Origin of the sequence: Clostridium lundense DSM 17049, from assembly GCF_000619945.1 — a bacterium.
Taxonomy (GTDB): Bacteria; Bacillota; Clostridia; order Clostridiales; family Clostridiaceae; genus Clostridium_AO; species Clostridium_AO lundense.
The window spans coordinates 301,928-319,757 of sequence record NZ_JHVC01000001.1; the positions used below are offsets into that span (position 1 = coordinate 301,928).

Consider the following 17,830-nt stretch of genomic DNA (forward strand, 5'->3'; position numbering starts at 1 on the left):
GATATATTATATATGCTAATAAAGGGGTGAATATTTTATGATGACTTATTTATTTATCTTTATAGCAAAAATATTTGAAGTTTCACTTATGACATTAAGGACTGTTTTAATAACCAGAGGAGAAAAAGTATATGGATCGATTATTGGATTTTTTGAGGTAGCCATATGGTTATATCTGGTTAATAAGGTTTTAGTAGGAATTAATGAAGACCCAATAAGAATGGTAATATATGCACTAGGATTTGCTTGTGGTAATTATTTAGGCTCAGTAATTGAAGAGAAGCTAGCATTAGGTCTTTTAACCATAAGTGTAATAGCATCAGAAGTTGATGGTAATAATCTTGCAGAACAATTAAGGAAAGATAATATAGGAGTTACAAAAATTAAGGGTGAGGGAATGCATGAAAACAAAACCATTCTTATGGTTCATGCTAAAAGAAGAAGAAAAAATGAAATAGTAAAATTAATTGAAAATACTCATATGAATGCTGTTATATCTATTAGCGATACTAAAACCATATATGGAGGGTATGGGATCAAAAAGTAAGAAATTCTATATCAATAATTTCTTACTTTTTTTATTAAATTTAGTTAATATTTTTATATAAATATACGAAAATAGTAGTAGATATATGTTAATAATATGCAGTAACAATATGTGATAATATAACTAATATTATAATTAAATGGAAATAATTATAGAAAATAGTAAGTTTTTGTTTACATCTTAAGAAAATAGAATTAAAATAATTTTGATAGTTAAATTATCTTAATTCTATTTTCTTAAATATCATAAATATTTAGTAAGGGAGGAGATTAAAATTAAATCTATAAAGCAGAAGTTGATTGTAGTATCAATTTTACTTGTATCTATACCACTTATGGTATCTGGTTTTATTTTTAATTATTATACTACTAAAAACCTAGGTAGCCATATTAATGAAGATCATAAGCAATTAGCTAAGACTATATCTAATGGAGTAACAGATTATATGAAAAAGGCTTATGTTCTTACAGAGGAGCTTATAAGTAATGACAATGTAAAGGAATTTAACGGAGCAAAACAAACTAAAGCAGTAAAGGATACTATAAAAAGAAATCCTTATTTTGATTTGTTTTGTATACAGGATATGAAAGGAGATCAAACATCAAGAACAAAAGGTAAATTGGCTAATAGAGCCGATAGATGGTGGTTTAAACAAAGTGTGGAAACTAAAAAACCTTTTGTTAGTAAATCCTATCTTACTGTAAACGATGATAGTGAAGCCATCAATTCTATTATATTTCCAATAATAAATGATAAGGGACAAATGATGGGAGTAATGGATGCAGATTTGAAGTTGGACGAGCTTCAAAAAATGGTTGAGAAGTATAGTACTAAAGAAGTATATGCCTATGTTATTGATGGAGAAGGTGCTGTAATAGCACATCCTGAAAAAGGACAAGTTCAGGAGATATATAATTATAAAACATTAAAGAAAACTGTTAAGCTATTGGATAGCAACGGAAAGGTTATAAAGGACAGTAATGGTGCACCAAAAACAGAAGTGAAAGATATTCAAGTTCCTGAAAAGCTTAAAGATATAACATCAAAAGCTTTAAATGGAGAATCAGGTATTACACAATACAAAGATTTAGATGGCAATGATATAATTAGTGCTTATGAAAGTATAAAGTTACCAGGGGACTCTCAAAATTGGGCTGTAATTACTGTGGAAAAAGAGAAAGATGCTTATGCTATGGTAAATAGCATAAAAAATACGAATATGATTTTAGCAATAATCATGTTAATTCTAGTAATAATTTTAATTTATATTCTTTCAAGTAAATTCATAAAGCCACTAATAGACTTAGCAAAATTAACAGAAAAAGCTTCAGAAGGGGATTTAACAGTAAGAAGTAATTATGAATCTAAGGATGAAATTGGAGTATTAAGTAATAGTTTTAATGCAATGATTAATAATATGAAAGAATTAATTCAAAATATTGATGAAGCTTCAAATATAGTTTCAGATTCATGTGAATCCTTATTAGCATCAACTCAGCAAACTTCAAGTTCAATAAATGAGGTAGCTGCAACTATTAGTGATGTAGCTTCAAATATGGAAGCAGGTGCAAAAAATTCAAAGGATGGATTAGAAGCAGCTAATGAACTATCTAATGAGCTTGATATAGTTGTAAAACATATTGAGGATAGTAAGGAATCTTCCAATAAGGTTTATGATATTTCTAATAAAGGATTTAATACTATTAATAAACTAGAATTAAAGAATGAAGAAAATAGTAAAGTTTCTAAACAGGTTACAAAAGTGATTAATGATCTTAGTGAAAAAGCAAATAATATAGGATCAATAGTGGAAACTATAACTTCTATATCTGAGCAAACTAATTTGCTTGCTCTAAATGCAGCTATAGAAGCTGCTAGGGCTGGAGAAGCAGGAAAAGGATTCTCTGTAGTAGCAGAAGAAGTAAGGAAGTTATCTGAAAATACTGCGGAATCTACTAATAATGTAAAAGTTATTATAACAAACATTCAAAAGGATATAGAAATTGCAAAGAGTACTATAAAAACTTCAGAGTTAGTAGTATCAGAACAAAATGAAGCTGTAAATGATACTAAGGATACCTTTAAAGAAATAAATAAGTCCATTGAAAACATAGTGGAAAAAATAAATAATATTTCAGAAAGCTTAAATAGTGTAGATAATAGTAGAAATAAAGTTATTTATGTAACTGAAAATATTGCAACAGTATCTGAGGATATAGCTGAGGCTGCACAAAATGTCTGTGCTGCTACAGAAGAGCAAAATGCAGAAATGGAAGAAATTAATGCATTATCTGAAGAACTAAATAAAATGGCTCAAAAGCTTATTACAGAAATTAAAAATTTCAAAATAGAATAATTAAAAAAGACGACTCATGTCGTCTTTTTTAATTGTTATGAAATTTTTTGTATTCGATTATTCTTTTTTCTCTATCTAATGACTTTGGTTCTAAATTCATTCTTTTATTTTCTAAGAGTGAGAATACTCCAGAAACTTTTGATTCTTTTTGTCCAGTACAAACAGGACAAGTACACTTTGTTTCTTCAATGTGTTCAGGTTCTGTATAGGTAGTTATAACACCTTCATAGTTTCTTAAAACAATTTTTGTTGGAGATTGGCTAATTAAATATTGAGGCATAACTGGAATTTTTCCTCCACCACCAGGTGCATCAACCACAAAGGTAGGAACACAATAACCAGAAGTGTGTCCTCTTAACCCTTCTATTATTTCAATTCCTTTTGAAACCTTTGTTCTAAAATGTTCAATACCTTGAGATAAATCACATTGATAGATATAATAAGGTCTCACTCTCATTTTAACTAATTTGTTAACTAAATCTCTTTGTATATATACACAATCATTTACACCTTTTAAAAGTACAGTTTGATTTCCTAAAGGAATTCCAGCATTAGCTAGTTTTTCACAAGCCTTGATTGAATATTCTGTAATTTCTTTAGGGTGATTAAAGTGGGTATTTAGCCAAATTGGATGATATTTTTTTAACATATTTACTAGGTCATCTGTAATTCTCATAGGGTTAACTACTGGAATTCTAGAACCAAGTCTTATAATTTCAATATGGGGAATTTCCCTTAAACTTTTAATTATATATTCTAATTTATCGTCATCTACCATGAGAGCATCTCCACCGGATAGAAGCACATCACGTACAGTAGGAGTATTTTTGATATACTCTAAAGCCATTTCTATTCTATCCTTAGGCATTGAAGCATCAGTATGTCCAGCAAATCTTCTTCTTGTACAATGTCTACAGTACATAGAGCACATATCTGTAATTAAGAAAAGTACCCTATCAGGATAAGCATGAGTGAGGCCTGGCACTGGTGAACTAGCATCTTCGTGCAATGGATCACACATGTCTGCTTTAGAAATATTTAATTCATGTATAGTGGGAACAGCTTGTTTCCTTATAGGATCATTAGGATCATCAGGATCTATTAAAGTTGCATAGTAAGGAGAAATGCCCATTCTTAAAGTTTTTAAGCATTTATCAATAGCTTCTTCTTCTTCAGGTAAAATATTAATAACTTTTTTTAACTGATCTATTGTAGTTATTCTGTTTTTTACCTGCCATTTCCAATCGCTCCACTGCTCAAAAGTAACGTCCTTCCATAATTCGAATTGTTTATAATCTCTCATAAATGACCTCCATTCTTAACTCTTTAATTTTATATTTTCTATAGGTTCAATAGCTTGTTTATAAAGCTTGATAACCTTAATGAGTTCTTTTAATCTAAAATGGATATCTTTAGTTATATTGTCCCTTTTATAATGAAAGTCTTCTGGGTCAAGTAAGTAACTATGAGTAATTCCTAAAGCTTTTTTATTATCCTTTATAGCTTGAGCTAACATTTGCACTAATTTTTCTGTTGTAAAATATTCTAGTCTTAGTTCCTCGTTATTATTAAAAGCATATACAGGAACTGGAGTTAATATGTTTTTTGTAACCTTATATTGTTCCCTATATATATTATGAGATTCATACTTTATATCTGTTAACTCTATAAGAGCCTTTGAAGTATCATCATCCATAGAGAAATATCCTCCTCTAAAGATTTCTATTGGAGTTATTCCTTTATGGTGTAAATAATCCATAGAATATTTTATAATTTCTTTTTGTTCTTCATATGAATAAGCTGTAAGAAGTTCTTCATCATCCTTAATAAAATCTAAATGACATTTTATTTCATCAGGTAAATTATCCGGATGTACATGAAGTCCAAATATAACTTTGAAGTCCTTTATTTTTTCTACTAAATTTAATTTTGACAGCATATCTGCAAAATAGGGAGTTATAAAGAGTATAGTATATATATTATTTTTAGAATTAAGCCTTAAAAGTCTTTCTAAATTTTTTGTATTATTTTCTAAATTTTTATCAAAATTAGTTCCCTCACAATCCATAGAAAGAGCAAATTGAAATCCTTTTGCATTAACAAGTTTTTCTATATTACTCAATTAAGTAATCCCCCTTATACAATATATATTGAAAAATTACAACTTCCAGTATATAATGAAGTTGTAACTATTAACAACTTAATTATACTATAGGAGTTTTTTATTGTCAAAAACTTTCATATTAATTTTTTGTGAAGAGGGGGATTTTATGATTAATTTAGGGTTTCCACGAATGCATAAAGAACAAAATGAGAAAAGGGACTTTTTGCCTGATTTTTTTGCAAGGTTAAAAAGTGAAAATGCCCAGTTTTTTTTAGAAGAAGGCTATGGATCAGCTATGGGAATAAGTCATGAAGAATACCTAAAGGCTAACAAGAACATAAAATTTGTTTCTAATATAGAGTGTTATAAAAAAGATATAATAGTAGTCTTACGTTCTCCTGAGTTTAGTGAAATAGATTTTATGAAAGATAGAAGTACCTTAATAAGTATGCTTCATTATCCTACAAGATCTACAAGAGTACAGAAATTAAAAGAAAAAAATATTTTTGGAGTTTCCATGGATTCTTTAAGAAATGATTTTTTAGAAAGAATAGTTGTAAATTATAATGGGACTTCTGGCAATGGAGTTGAGGTGGCTTTTAAAGAACTATCCAAAACTATGAAGAATTTTTATTCTAAGGATAGAGATACTATAAAGGTTACAATTATTGGTATGGGAATGGTAGGGCTTTATGCTGCAAAGGCTGCAGGAAAGTATGGAAGTTTAGAATTAAATAAAAAAATGAATGAAATAGGAGCAAGGGGAGTTATAGTTAATATGCTTCCTAGAAGTATTACCAATGATGAGAAAGAACTAATAAAAATACTAAAAGAAACAGATATTTTAGTAGATGCTTCTACAAGAGACAATCCTTCTAATTATATAATTAATAATGATTTAATTAAGTACTTAAAGTCACATGCAGTAATACTAGATTTAACTGCAGATCCTTATTTAGTAGACATAAATCCTATACAGGTTAAGGCAATAGAAGGAATTCCTACAGGAACACTAGATAAACCAGTAATATATCCAGAAGACTCAATATATAATTCTATACCAGAAGGGGTAAAAAAAGATAATAGAAGAATAGTTGTTAGTTGCAATGCATGGCCAGGCATAAAACCTAAAGAATGTATGTATTTATATGGAATGCAGTTATTTCCAATAGTGCAGCAGATAATTAGGTTGGATAGAAAAGACTTTACAAATACTAGTGATGATTATTTTATAAGAGCAGTATACAGGGGAACTATAGAATATTTTGAAGAAAACGAGAAAATAGTAGAAATAAAATAAAATTTGGTGTAATATAGTATAGGATAATTAGCGATTTATTCGTAATATATATTATAATTAAATGGAGGAATCAAAAATGAGGGGTCATCAAGGAGGGGCAGTATATAAAAATATAGCATTAGACATTGCCAACAAAATTGTTATTGGAGAATTAAAAACTGATGAGAAGATAAGCGGTAGATCTACATTAGCTAGTATGTATAATGTGTCTCCGGAAACTATAAGAAGGGCAATAGCCTTACTTGAGGATATGAGTGTAGTTTCTTCTACAAAGGGAAGTGGAATAGAGATATTATCTATACCGGCAGCAGAAAAATTTATTCAAAAGAATAAGGATACTGAATATTTGAGCACAGTGAAAGAAAATATATTTGGGCTTATTGAAAAGAAGAAAGAATTAGATGATGAAATTCAGTTGAATTTTGAAAAAATATTGGATTTTATAGATAGATTTAAAAATATCACCCCGTTTACTTTGATAGAAATAGACATTAATGAAGGCTGTAATGTTATAGGTAAAAAAGTAAATGAAATTAGATTTTGGCAGGCTACTGGTGCCACTATAGTTGCTTATAGAAGAAAGGATAAAATAGCCATTTCTCCAGGTCCTAATTATATATTTCAGGTTGGAGATATAATAGTGGTGATAGGTAATGGCAATGTATATGATAAAGTATATCATTTTATATATGACGTCTATCCTAGTGATGAAAAAAAGAAAAAGAAATAAAATATAAGTTATTAATGAAAACATCAAGCAAGTTAAGCTTGATGTTTTTTATTAAATAAAAGTTTGAGTTTATGGTTTAATATGTAAAATATGCAATAAGGATATTTGACAACTTTAGGCAAGCTGTGGTATATATACTTATAATTCATATGTGAACATAAACTTAATATTGAGGTGATAACTTGAATAAATCTCCAAATAAGTCCTATAGAAATTTTTTAAAAGTGTATAAAGAGAATGATGAAAGATGGAAATACTTTTTTATAGGAATAATTTTAGCCTTTATATCTATAGTAGTTTTTGTGAATATAATACAGTATTATTTTAAGAATAAAGGAAAATTATACATGGATATATGGGCTATTAACTATGCTAAAAGTATAGAGAGTGATAGTCTAAGTAATTTTTTTAAAACAATTACTAATATAGGAAATCCAGCTTCTGTAATTGTAATAACAATAATTATAGTTATTGCATTATACTTTAAAAAGATGAAAAATGAGAGTATATTTTTTGGATTAAATATTTTAGGAGTATGGTTATTTAATGAGGCTTTAAAGGCTTCTTTTAGAAGGGATAGGCCTTCTTTGAAATTGATTAAGGCAACAGGATATAGTTTACCTAGTGGACATGCGATGGTATTTTTGGCTTTTTCTATACTAGCTTCCTATTTAATATTATTATACTTAAATAATAGGCTAACAGCTTACTTGATTACTGTTTGTTTGGTGTTATTAGCTATAATAATAGGAGCAAGTAGAGTATACTTAAGAGTACATTATTTAAGTGATGTATTGGCAGGATGGTCTGCAGCATTGTTTTGGTCAGGTATAAATATAGCCATACATAGGTTTTCCTATTATAGAAGAAAAATAAAGAGACTATAAAGTGATTTATAACACTAATAGAGATGTAATAAAAAACTCAAATGCTATTTTTGCATTTGAGTTTTTAAGTAGGAAGAGTATCTTCTTTTTTATCATAATTTAAATCTTTATCTTTTACATTAACAGTTTCCATTGAGTTTTTATCTAAAGTAATAATTATAACAGATAATAATACTAGAATAGTTCCTATAACAATGTTTATAGTAATAGGTTCTTTAAGTATTACTATTCCAAGTATAATGCTTAAGATAGGTTCTAAGGTATTTAGTATAGATGCTACGGAAGGGCCAACTATTTTGATACCTTCTATGAGAGTCATTAATGATATAACTGTAGATATAAGTCCTATTAAAATCAGTGAAACCACTCCTAAAATGTCTGTTTTAAAATAGAAGTCTCCTCTAAATAGGCACATTATGCCAATGCAAAATGATGAGATTAAAGTAATGTAAAAGGTCATAACAAAGTTATTCATAGTTTTTACTTTTTCATTAGAAGCACCTATTATGTAATAGGCATAAAATATTGCAGATAAAAAGGATATAATTACTCCGTATTTATTTAAGGAACCATTTTCAAAGCCAATAAGTATGTAAACACCTATAATGGCTAAAAATAATGAACATAATTTTTTTATAGTGATTTTTTCTTTATATATTAAGAAGGAAGCGATGGTTACCATTAACGGATATATAAAATGTATAATAGTAGCCATACCTACAGAAATATAATTGTAGGATAAAAATAATAATAATGATGTAGCTGAGTAACCTATAGTACTTAGAAAAAATAATACTGCAAATTGTGATTTTTCTATTTTTAGTGAAATACCTTTAATTTTAAGATAGAATAAAAGAATTATTACTGCAATTAAAAATCTAAAAAATAACACATTGTAAGAATTCATGCCAGATTTATAACAAAATTTTGCAAAGATTGGCATAACACTAAAACAGACAGAAGATAATATAACATAAAATATTCCGTATAATCGGTTCATTATAAAGCACCCCCTGGATAATTATAGCACATTATTTACAAAAGTTGACTATTTTTCTTTGCCATTTAAATAATCTAATCCAATTATAGCAGCTCCTAGTGCACCTACGATTTCTGGTTCTTCATATATCTGAAGGGGTTCTTTTAAGGTATCTTCTAATGTTTTTACAACACCAATATTTTTAGCTACTCCACCTGTTAGCATATAGTCTGGTTTTTTGCCTAGCTTACCCATAAGAGAAACAATTTTACCGCTTATAGATTTATTTATGCCATGTATTATGTCAGATATTTCTTTGTTTTGTGCAATCAAGGATATAACTTCAGACTCTGCAAAAACAGAACACATATTAGTAATTGATAGATCTTCTTTCCACTTTAAAGATTCTTCTCCCATTTTTTCTAGTGGTATTTCTAAAGTTCTACTCATCATCTCTAAAAAACGGCCAGTACCAGCAGCACATTTATCATTCATAGTGAAATCTACTACCTCTCCAATTTCATTTAATCTGATAATTTTGCTATCTTGTCCACCTATATCTACGATTGTTCTTATGTGACTATTTATATGGTGAGCGCCTTTCCCATGACAGGTTATTTCTGTAACATTTATATTCGCAAAAGGAATACTTACTCTGCCATAACCAGTAGATACTATAAAAGAAATATCTTCTCTTTTTAAATTACTCTTTATTAAAATTTGCTCCAATGCTTTATTAGCACTGTTTATAGTTTTGGCTCCAGTTCTTATTATAATATAGGCAACTATATTTTTATCACTATCTATAATAACAGCATTAGTTGATGTAGAACCACTATCAATACCTAATATATATTGAAGTCTTTTTATATTTTCTTTTTTACAAGGAGAGCGCGTTTTTTTTAAAGATTCTATAAAAGCTTCAATTCTAGTTTTCATTTGACCATTACTTTCATTTGTGTAGTTAGTTTCTATTTTTAATATAGGTAGTTTAGAGTTTTTTAATTGCGCATATTCAAAAGAATATATGTCACAAAATTTAATTGTATGATAAATTATACCTTGTATATTATTTTCTATTTTTTTTAAGCACTTATTTCGATAATCAGTATCTATCATATGCATACAGGGATAAATGGATAAAATGCTTTCTGAATAGGAATTGAGCTTATGAAGAATTCTATTATTATCGCCAGTACAGGTAAAATTAGCAAATATATTTGGTCCGGAAGCTTTTATGCTATCCATAAGAAACTTTGGACATCTTCCTCCTAAAATAGCTATATTAATTTCTGAATTTGACATAGTATTATTTTTTAATTTCTTCATAAATAGATAATTAAATTTTACTTCATTAAATAGTGTTCCAGAAAAGTCTTCATAAGCTTTAATGAATTTGTTAATCTCATTTTCATAATATTTTATAGATGAAGGGTTAACTTTTCGAGGCAAATCTAATAAATGAATAAATTTAATTTCTTTTCTAAATCTTAATACATCATAAACTCTTTTTATGCTATCACAACAATTTACAAATAAAATTTTATCTATTTTTTTATTTATTACTTCTTCAATAACTGACTTAGAGTAAGAGCATAAATTATCATGGGTAATACTATGAGCTTTATCAAAATTCAAGACTGTAGGCTCAATTTTGTAAGCTTCTTCACCAAAGGATTTAATTACCTCAATAGGAGTATATTTACAAATATAAGCTATCATTAATTATCCTCCAATATAGTTTTAATATTTATTATTTACTATCTCAAGAAAGGCTTCTAGCCTTGTTTTCATTTGACCTACATGACTATTACGTCTATCTATTCCATCCCCATCAATAGATAGATAAGGAATATTCTCATTTTTTAGGCGTTCTTTTAAAAGCATAGATCCTCCACTAGATTGCCTACATCCCCAGTGACAAAAATTTATTACAGCATCTGCATTTAATATATTTGAAATGTTTAATATGGAGGCTATTTTCCTTTCATATGGTCCGTTTCCATGATTTAATATTATTTTTTTACTTATAGCTTCTAAAGGATTATTATAATCCATATGGTCCATATAATCGTAATTTAAATCGCAACCTAGAAGCTGATAGTCTTTATTTGAATTAAAGTACTCTTTTAATATAGGGTGATAAAAAGGAATTAAATGAACCCAAAAAATTCCTTTTCCTTCTCTATAAGGGTAATGTTTGATTTCATCTGAAAGCATTTTATAAAAAATATAAGTTTCTTCTTTTCCCATAAAAATATGAGAAGTGAATAACATGTACATTTCTAAAGTTAAAGTAGTTGGAAAGAAGTTAATGCCCAAATATTTCATATATTCTTTTCTATATTTATTTGTTTCATTTTCTTTTTTTATTATTTGTTTAAGATTATTTAAATCAAATTTTTTTTGAAAAATATCTTCCATAAAAACAATAACTTCTTTTAATTGAGAACTTACGTAAGCTTCACTTTCTTTATTGTGTTCATATGGAACGTCAATTATATAATAAGGTACATTTGTGTTGTTACAGATGTATTTAAAAGTATTAGTGTTTGCATCACAAATGCTAGTGGTGGTTATTGCAAGCTTAGGCAAAGGAAGTATTTTAGATTGTACTGCACCTATAAAAGCTTTATGATAGCTACATAAAGTATCATTTATACCTAATTTTTCAGCATAATTAATGAAGGCATCTTCGCACATAAGACCAGAAAAAAAGGATGACATAGCTTCTATAGATAAAGGATTTATATTAAAGCTGTGGAATAGTTCGCAGGGAGAAAATAGATTTGTCCAGCAGCTTTTTTGTGGATTCTTTAATGGATCTAAAACAAATTTCAAGCAAATTTTATTTAAGTATTGAAAGGATTTTGGTAAACTTTTATCTTTAAATTTATTTACTCTTATATTTTCTATTGAAAGACCTAGCTTAACTAAATTTAAGGCTTTTGAAGGATTGGAAATATTTTTTTTAATCAATTTGCCATAATTTTTAATTATATCCATATTTTTCACCCCGTTATAAGTTTAATTTCTATAAATATTTTTGTCAACTTTAAAGATGATGATTAAAAGATCTTATAAAATATTTATTTTTATGTATTTAGGAAATATAATTCTAAATTTAGGTAAAAATATATTTTGATAGAATGTGGAGGTGCTACTATGAATAAATTAAACTTTAAAAGACTACCTAAACACATTGGAGTAATTCCAGATGGAAATAGGAGATGGGCTCAAGGCAGAGGACTTAGTAAAAAAGAAGGTTATAAATTTGGCATAGATCCAGGAGTTGAATTATTTAAAATATTTTCAGAAATAGGAATAGAAGAGGCAACATTTTATGGATTTACCAAGGATAACACAAAAAGGCCTTCTGACCAAACGGAAGAGTTTAGAAAGGCTTGTGTGGAATCTGTAATGAGGTTAACAAGTATGGATTCAGAAATATTGGTTCTTGGTGATACATCATCAAATTTATTTCCAAAAGAATTACTTCCATTTACACAAAGACAGAAGTTTGGTAAAGGTGGAACCAAGGCAAATTTTTTAATTAATTATGGATGGGAATGGGATTTATTTCATCACAATAAGGATGAAAAGAAAAGCAGTATAGCTTCATCAGATATATCAAGAATAGATTTAATAATAAGATGGGGAGGAAGACGTAGGCTAAGCGGTTTTTTACCAGTACAATCTGTATACTCGGACTTTTTTATTATTGATGAATACTGGCCAGATTTTAAGGTTGAACATTTATATGAAGCCTTAAAGTGGTATGAAAATCAGGATGTAACATTAGGTGGCTAAATAAGTTTATATTATGGAATAAAGTATTAATGTGTAGTATAATGTGGAATAAGAAATATAATTTACATTAGTTAAAGGAGAATATCATGTCAGATAAAAATATAGAAATGATGAAAAAATTAATTGAAGAAAAAAAGAAGAAAAGTTCTCAGCAAGGTTGTAACATGAGAGCTGATAAAAGTATTGGTGGAAGTAGAAAAGCTGTTAAAAAGAATAAACAAGGCGGATTATTTGATAAGTAGAAAAGGAGAGCTTAAATTTATGAAAGAACATAAGGTGCTTTATCCCATAAAGTTAAATGGAAAATATGGATACATAGATAATTTAGGAGAAATTTGTATAGAACCTAAGTTTGACTATGCTGAAGAATTTAATGGAGAATTAGCTATAGTAGGTATAGGTGATTATTTTGGATTTATAGATAGAGAAGGAAATTTAGTGGTTAAAGCTGAATATGAAGATGTATATGAATTTAGTGAAGGATTAGCAGCAGTTCAACTAAAAGATAAATGGGGATATGTGAATACTAATGGTAACATGTCTATTTTACCTAAATATGACGAAGCTAATGAATTTTCAGAGGGGTTAGCAGCAGTAAAACTAGGTTATAAGTGGGCATATATAAATAACAAAGGTGAAATGGTAACAGAGGTTGAATTTTTAGATGCTTTTAATTTTAGTGAAGATTTAGCTTTGGTACAATTAGGGGGAAAACTAGGTTTCATAAATAAGGATGGTCAGGTAGTCGTAGAACCCAAATATGATTATGCCTATGGATTCTCTGAAGGATTAGCAGCAATTGCGGTGAAAAATAAATATGGATTCATTGACAAAACAGGAGAAATAGTTATAAATGCTAAGTATTCTTCAGCTAACGATTTTAGCGAGGGGCTAGCAGCAGTAGAATTAAATAATAAATATGGATTTATAGATAAAGAAGGGAATATGGTGATTTCTGCTAAGTATGATTGGGCAGATAATTTTTATAATGGAGTTGCAGCAGTAGCTATTGAAGATAAATATGGATTTATAGACAAAGAAGGAAAGGAAATAATTACCATTAAATTTGATAATGTTGATACTATAAGTGAAGGTTTAATATCTGTAGAGGTAGATGGGAAGTGGGGATATATAGATAAAGAATGTAAATTTGCTATAGAACCAGTTTTTGATGAAGTATCAAAATTTGTAGATGGAGTTGCTAAGGTTATATTTGAAAATGGAATTAGATATATAAATAAGAGTGGACAGTATATTTGGAAAGTTTAATTTTTTAATATAATAGAGGATTCAAAAGATAGTAATTTGTTTAATATAAACAGATTTCTAATCTTCAGAGGGAGTTTTTACTCCCACGGAAAATTAGAAATCGTTATCCAAGGATGAGGCCGCTCTTTACTTCCGCTTTTAAAAAGATGGGAGTATTAGAGCTAGAGCGGGTAGTCATCGGATAAACCCTATAGGAATTAATAAAATGTAACCTGTGCCAAGGACATTTTATAATCTTATAGGGTTTTATTTTTTATACATTATATATTGAAAAAAAACATTACTTGGGCTAAAATGTTATATAATAACAATTATGGGGGGATATTCATGAATAAAGATAAGAAACAAAGGATATTGGAATCCTACAGGTTTCCAATTATTCTAATTTCTTCTATAGTAGTAGGAAGTATAGTAGGTTTAATAATGGGGAAAAAAGCTACTATATTTAAGCCTTTGGGGGATATATTTTTAAATGGTATGTTTACTATAGTAGTACCATTGGTTTTTTTTACTATAAGCAGTGCTATAGCTAATATGGCAAACTTGAAAAGACTTGGGAAAATATTAAAGAATCTTCTTTTAGTTTTTGTTGTGACTGGCATTATTGCTTCAGTTTTAATGATTATTGTAGTAAATATTTTTCCTCCAGCACAAGGAGTCAATATTCAAACTCAGGTTGCTGAGAATATAAAACCTTTCAATACTTCAGAACAAATAGTTTCCGCTTTAACCGTAAAGGACTTTCCAGAATTGATTTCTAGAAAAAATATGATGCCGCTTATTATATTTTCAATATTCTTTGGACTTTGTGTTAGTATGTTAAAAGAAAAAGGAAAGATTGTTTCAGATGGATTAAATGCATTATCAGAAGTGTTTCTAAAAATGGTAAATTTACTTATGTACTATGCGCCTATAGGATTAGGTGCTTATTTTGCAGCTTTAATAGGAGAGTTTGGTCCTCAACTATTAGGTTCTTATGCAAGGGTTATAGCTATATATTATCCAATATGTATAGTATATTTTATAGTTGCGTTTGCTGGATATTCGTATTTTGCAGGAGGAAAAGATGGTGTTAAGGTTTTTTATAGAAACATTACATCACCTGCGATAACTTCATTAGCTACACAGAGCAGTATTGCCACTTTACCTGTTAACCTAGAAGCGTCAAAAAGAATGGGAATTCCAAAAGATATTAGAGAAATTGTATTGCCAATAGGTGCTACCGCTCACATGGACGGCACATGCCTTAGCTCCATATTGAAGATATCATTTTTATTTGGTTTATATAGTATTCCATTTAAAGGAATAGGAACTTATGTAAGTGCTGTTTTATTATCAGTATTAGGTGGAGTAGTTATGTCAGGTGTACCAGGAGGAGGACTTATTGGAGAAATGCTTATTGTAAATATGTATGGGCTACCAGCAGAGGCATTCCCGATTATTGCAACTATTGGATACTTAGTAGATCCTATTGCTACAATGATAAATTCAACAGGGGATTCCGTTGCAGCAATGATGATTACTAGGATTATAGAAGGTAAAGATTGGATGAAGAAAAAATTAACAATATGTGAGGAAAATAATATAAATGTTATGTAAGATAAATAATGCATCTAAAAAGGAGAGAGATAGGAATGATAAAATTACCAGAAAGTATTGATCTTGCAAATTTACCTACTAAAATTGAAAAGTTAGATAGGCTTTCAAAATACTTAAATGGACCAGAAATTTATATAAAGAGAGATGATCAAACTGGGTCAGAATTTTCAGGAAATAAGGTTAGAAAATTAGAATTTGCAGTACAAGAAGCTCTTAATGAAGGGTGTGATTATTTAATTACTTGCGGGGGTATTCAATCAAATCATGCAAGGGCAACAGCGGCAGTAGCTGCAAAGCTTGGAATAGGCTCATATTTAGTTTTAAGAACTAATAAAGAAGAGATGATAGATGGAAATTATTTTTTAGATGGAGTATTAGGTGCAAAAATTAGATTTATTACTGCTGAGGAATATAGAGAAAGACGAATGGAAATCATGAAAGAAGTTAAAGAAGAGTTAGATAAGAAGGGACATAAAGCATATATTATTCCTGAGGGTTCATCTAACGGAATTGGAGCTTTTGGTTATTTTAAAGCTATGGAAGAAATCTTTGAGCAAGAAAAAGAAATGGGGATAAAATTTGATGCTATTGTTTTAGCGGTAGGTTCAGGCGGAACCTATGCAGGATTATTCTATGCTAATAAGTATTATAAAAATAATGCTAAAGTATATGGCATTAATGTGTGTGATGATGAGAAGTATTTTAAAAATGCAATTAATAATATTCTATATGAAAGTTTTCAGTATACAAAGGAGAGCATAGAATTTTTTAAAGATGAAATTAATATTATTGATGGCTATGTGGGAAAGGGGTATGCTTTAAGTAGGCCAGAAGAAATAACATTTATTCATGAATTAGCCAAACTGGAAGGAGTAATTTTGGACCCTGTTTATACGGGGAAAGCTATGTATGGTTTAGTGGAAGAAATAAAAAAAGGAAACTTTAAAGAACATAATAATATTTTATTTATACACACAGGAGGGCTTTTTGGATTATTTCCACAAAAAGGTATGTTTAAATTTTAAAATATATTATGGGTATACTAAGCACTAGATATATAGTATCTAGTGCTTTTGATAATAATTACCTCTACCTACACCATTCAATTTAACATTAGCTTTAACTTGTATTTTTGAATTACACACAATCTGGTCCCAATCAGTATTTTTACCACGTCCATATTTTGCTGCAGCATCTCTTCCAAGTTCAAGGCAATCAACTTTATAATTGTTTTGCATTTTTTCAATGAATATATTGCATATATTTTCAACGTGCTCAGCCATATCATTCTCAAACTTCTTCATCACATCAGGACTTATAAGGATGTTTTCATATAAAGTATTGGATATTATGGTTCCTTTTATTGATAAATTTATTGTAAATATATAATTATCACCTTGTTTTTCAACCTTTACTTTTCTTTTTGAGGTAGCTTGATAATCTGTATATTTTTTCAGATTTTCCTGTAATGTTAATATTCCTCTAGAATTATTTTCTCTTAATATATTCATAACACGTGCATCTCGCATATTAATTTTTTGTACCATTTTATCCTTTTTAAACAATGCCATACCTGTTATTACTGGTTTTTCGTCTATTATTTCAATATATGGAAGTACAAAATTTCTTCCCTCCGCATCCATTCTTACATAAATATCCATTAATTTATAGTCACTAGAGAAAAAGTTAGCATTTACAGAATTTTTAATCAGTGACCCTATATAATCTCCTGAACTTGGGAAACCTTCAATTTTAGCTTTCAAAATATCTGATGCTTTGCCCTGTGTTATGGAAACTAATGCAGTATCATTACTTCCTGTATTTGAGAATGTTATATCCACAAAAGTACCTATTCCAAACCTTGAATAGTCTTCTCCTAGTAGTATAACTTTCCGAAGTGCCACAAAAGATTTATTAGGGGTATTAATTTGCCTCTCCTCTCTTGCACTGCCTAAGGACATAGAAGTTCCACTCACAGTTCTTCTGGAAGTTTCTTTATGATCAAAATATGTATAAGCAGTATAAACTGAGTGGTATTCCTTTGATTCAGCGGCACCCTCAGTTAAGTCTATAGATGAAGAAGAAGGAATATCAAGCAATTCTATAGAAACATAATCTATTCCAAATCTATAATAAATATATAGCGATATAGAGCAAACTACAATAAAAATAATTTTTTTACTTGACATAATCATTACTCCTTTAAAGAAATTACGAAGTAATTCTTAAAATAATAGATAATAAATCTT

16 protein-coding genes are annotated in these 17,830 nt (G+C 28.7%); 10 read left to right on the forward strand and 6 right to left on the reverse strand.

Going from position 1 to position 17,830, the window contains the following annotated elements:
* Positions 1–37 precede the first annotated feature (37 nt).
* Positions 38–547 carry a DUF2179 domain-containing protein gene (locus T514_RS0101405; protein ID WP_027623132.1) on the forward strand — a complete coding sequence of 170 codons (510 nt, stop codon included), beginning with the start codon at positions 38–40 and terminating at the stop codon, positions 545–547.
* 295 nt (positions 548–842) lie between these two features.
* On the forward strand, positions 843–2,903 hold the full coding sequence (locus T514_RS0101410; RefSeq protein ID WP_051541697.1) for a methyl-accepting chemotaxis protein: 2,061 nt from the start codon (positions 843–845) through the stop codon (positions 2,901–2,903).
* A 28-nt stretch (positions 2,904–2,931) separates the two neighbouring features.
* Here T514_RS0101410 and kamA read toward each other — a convergent pair whose 3' ends face one another.
* Positions 2,932–4,206 carry a lysine 2,3-aminomutase gene (gene kamA / locus T514_RS0101415; protein WP_027623134.1) on the reverse strand — a complete coding sequence of 425 codons (1,275 nt, stop codon included), beginning with the start codon at positions 4,204–4,206 and terminating at the stop codon, positions 2,932–2,934.
* Positions 4,207–4,221: 15 nt separating this feature from the next.
* The gene (locus tag T514_RS0101420) at positions 4,222–5,025 is read right to left on the reverse strand and encodes a polysaccharide deacetylase family protein (RefSeq protein WP_027623135.1); all 804 of its coding nucleotides are present in this window, start codon (positions 5,023–5,025) and stop codon (positions 4,222–4,224) included.
* Between the two features lie 148 nt (positions 5,026–5,173).
* On the opposite strand from T514_RS0101420, the gene T514_RS0101425 reads away from it, so the two are divergent.
* The 3 genes from T514_RS0101425 (at position 5,174) to T514_RS25505 (ending at position 7,924) form a co-directional block, all read left to right on the forward strand.
* A complete protein-coding gene (locus T514_RS0101425) occupies positions 5,174–6,307 on the forward strand; it encodes an alanine dehydrogenase (RefSeq protein ID WP_027623136.1) in 1,134 nt (377 codons plus the stop codon).
* A 76-nt stretch (positions 6,308–6,383) separates the two neighbouring features.
* A complete protein-coding gene (locus T514_RS0101430; protein ID WP_027623137.1) occupies positions 6,384–7,037 on the forward strand; it encodes a GntR family transcriptional regulator in 654 nt (217 codons plus the stop codon).
* A 182-nt stretch (positions 7,038–7,219) separates the two neighbouring features.
* Positions 7,220–7,924: a phosphatase PAP2 family protein gene (locus T514_RS25505; protein WP_027623138.1), complete on the forward strand. Its 705-nt coding sequence runs from the start codon at positions 7,220–7,222 to the stop codon at positions 7,922–7,924.
* 64 nt (positions 7,925–7,988) lie between these two features.
* On the opposite strand, the gene T514_RS0101440 is transcribed toward T514_RS25505, so the two are convergent.
* Genes T514_RS0101440 through T514_RS0101450 form a run of 3 tightly spaced genes read right to left on the reverse strand, consistent with a single transcriptional unit; the run spans position 7,989 to position 11,909 of the window.
* Positions 7,989–8,924 (reverse strand): DMT family transporter, encoded by a 936-nt coding sequence (locus T514_RS0101440; protein ID WP_027623139.1) that lies wholly within the window; start codon positions 8,922–8,924, stop codon positions 7,989–7,991.
* 48 nt (positions 8,925–8,972) lie between these two features.
* Entirely contained in the window at positions 8,973–10,625 is a 1,653-nt protein-coding gene (locus T514_RS0101445; RefSeq protein ID WP_027623140.1) for an acyl-CoA dehydratase activase, read from the reverse strand.
* A gap of 21 nt (positions 10,626–10,646) precedes the next feature.
* On the reverse strand, positions 10,647–11,909 hold the full coding sequence (locus tag T514_RS0101450) for a 2-hydroxyacyl-CoA dehydratase subunit D (RefSeq protein ID WP_027623141.1): 1,263 nt from the start codon (positions 11,907–11,909) through the stop codon (positions 10,647–10,649).
* 159 nt (positions 11,910–12,068) lie between these two features.
* Between T514_RS0101450 and T514_RS0101455 the strand changes: the two genes are divergently transcribed.
* The 5 genes from T514_RS0101455 (at position 12,069) to T514_RS0101475 (ending at position 16,606) form a co-directional block, all read left to right on the forward strand.
* Positions 12,069–12,713 (forward strand): undecaprenyl diphosphate synthase family protein, encoded by a 645-nt coding sequence (locus tag T514_RS0101455; RefSeq protein WP_027623142.1) that lies wholly within the window; start codon positions 12,069–12,071, stop codon positions 12,711–12,713.
* Between the two features lie 86 nt (positions 12,714–12,799).
* Positions 12,800–12,955, forward strand: coding sequence for a hypothetical protein (locus tag T514_RS26885; protein ID WP_169735791.1), 156 nt, complete (start codon positions 12,800–12,802; stop codon positions 12,953–12,955).
* Positions 12,956–12,974: 19 nt separating this feature from the next.
* Positions 12,975–13,982 (forward strand): WG repeat-containing protein, encoded by a 1,008-nt coding sequence (locus T514_RS0101465; protein ID WP_027623143.1) that lies wholly within the window; start codon positions 12,975–12,977, stop codon positions 13,980–13,982.
* Between the two features lie 327 nt (positions 13,983–14,309).
* Positions 14,310–15,581: a dicarboxylate/amino acid:cation symporter gene (locus tag T514_RS23665; RefSeq protein ID WP_034867834.1), complete on the forward strand. Its 1,272-nt coding sequence runs from the start codon at positions 14,310–14,312 to the stop codon at positions 15,579–15,581.
* Between the two features lie 35 nt (positions 15,582–15,616).
* A complete protein-coding gene (locus tag T514_RS0101475; RefSeq protein ID WP_027623144.1) occupies positions 15,617–16,606 on the forward strand; it encodes a D-cysteine desulfhydrase family protein in 990 nt (329 codons plus the stop codon).
* Positions 16,607–16,645: 39 nt separating this feature from the next.
* Here T514_RS0101475 and T514_RS0101480 read toward each other — a convergent pair whose 3' ends face one another.
* Complete coding sequence (locus tag T514_RS0101480; RefSeq protein WP_051541698.1) at positions 16,646–17,770, reverse strand: Ger(x)C family spore germination protein; 1,125 nt, start codon at positions 17,768–17,770, stop codon at positions 16,646–16,648.
* Between the last annotated feature and the right edge of the window lie 60 nt (positions 17,771–17,830).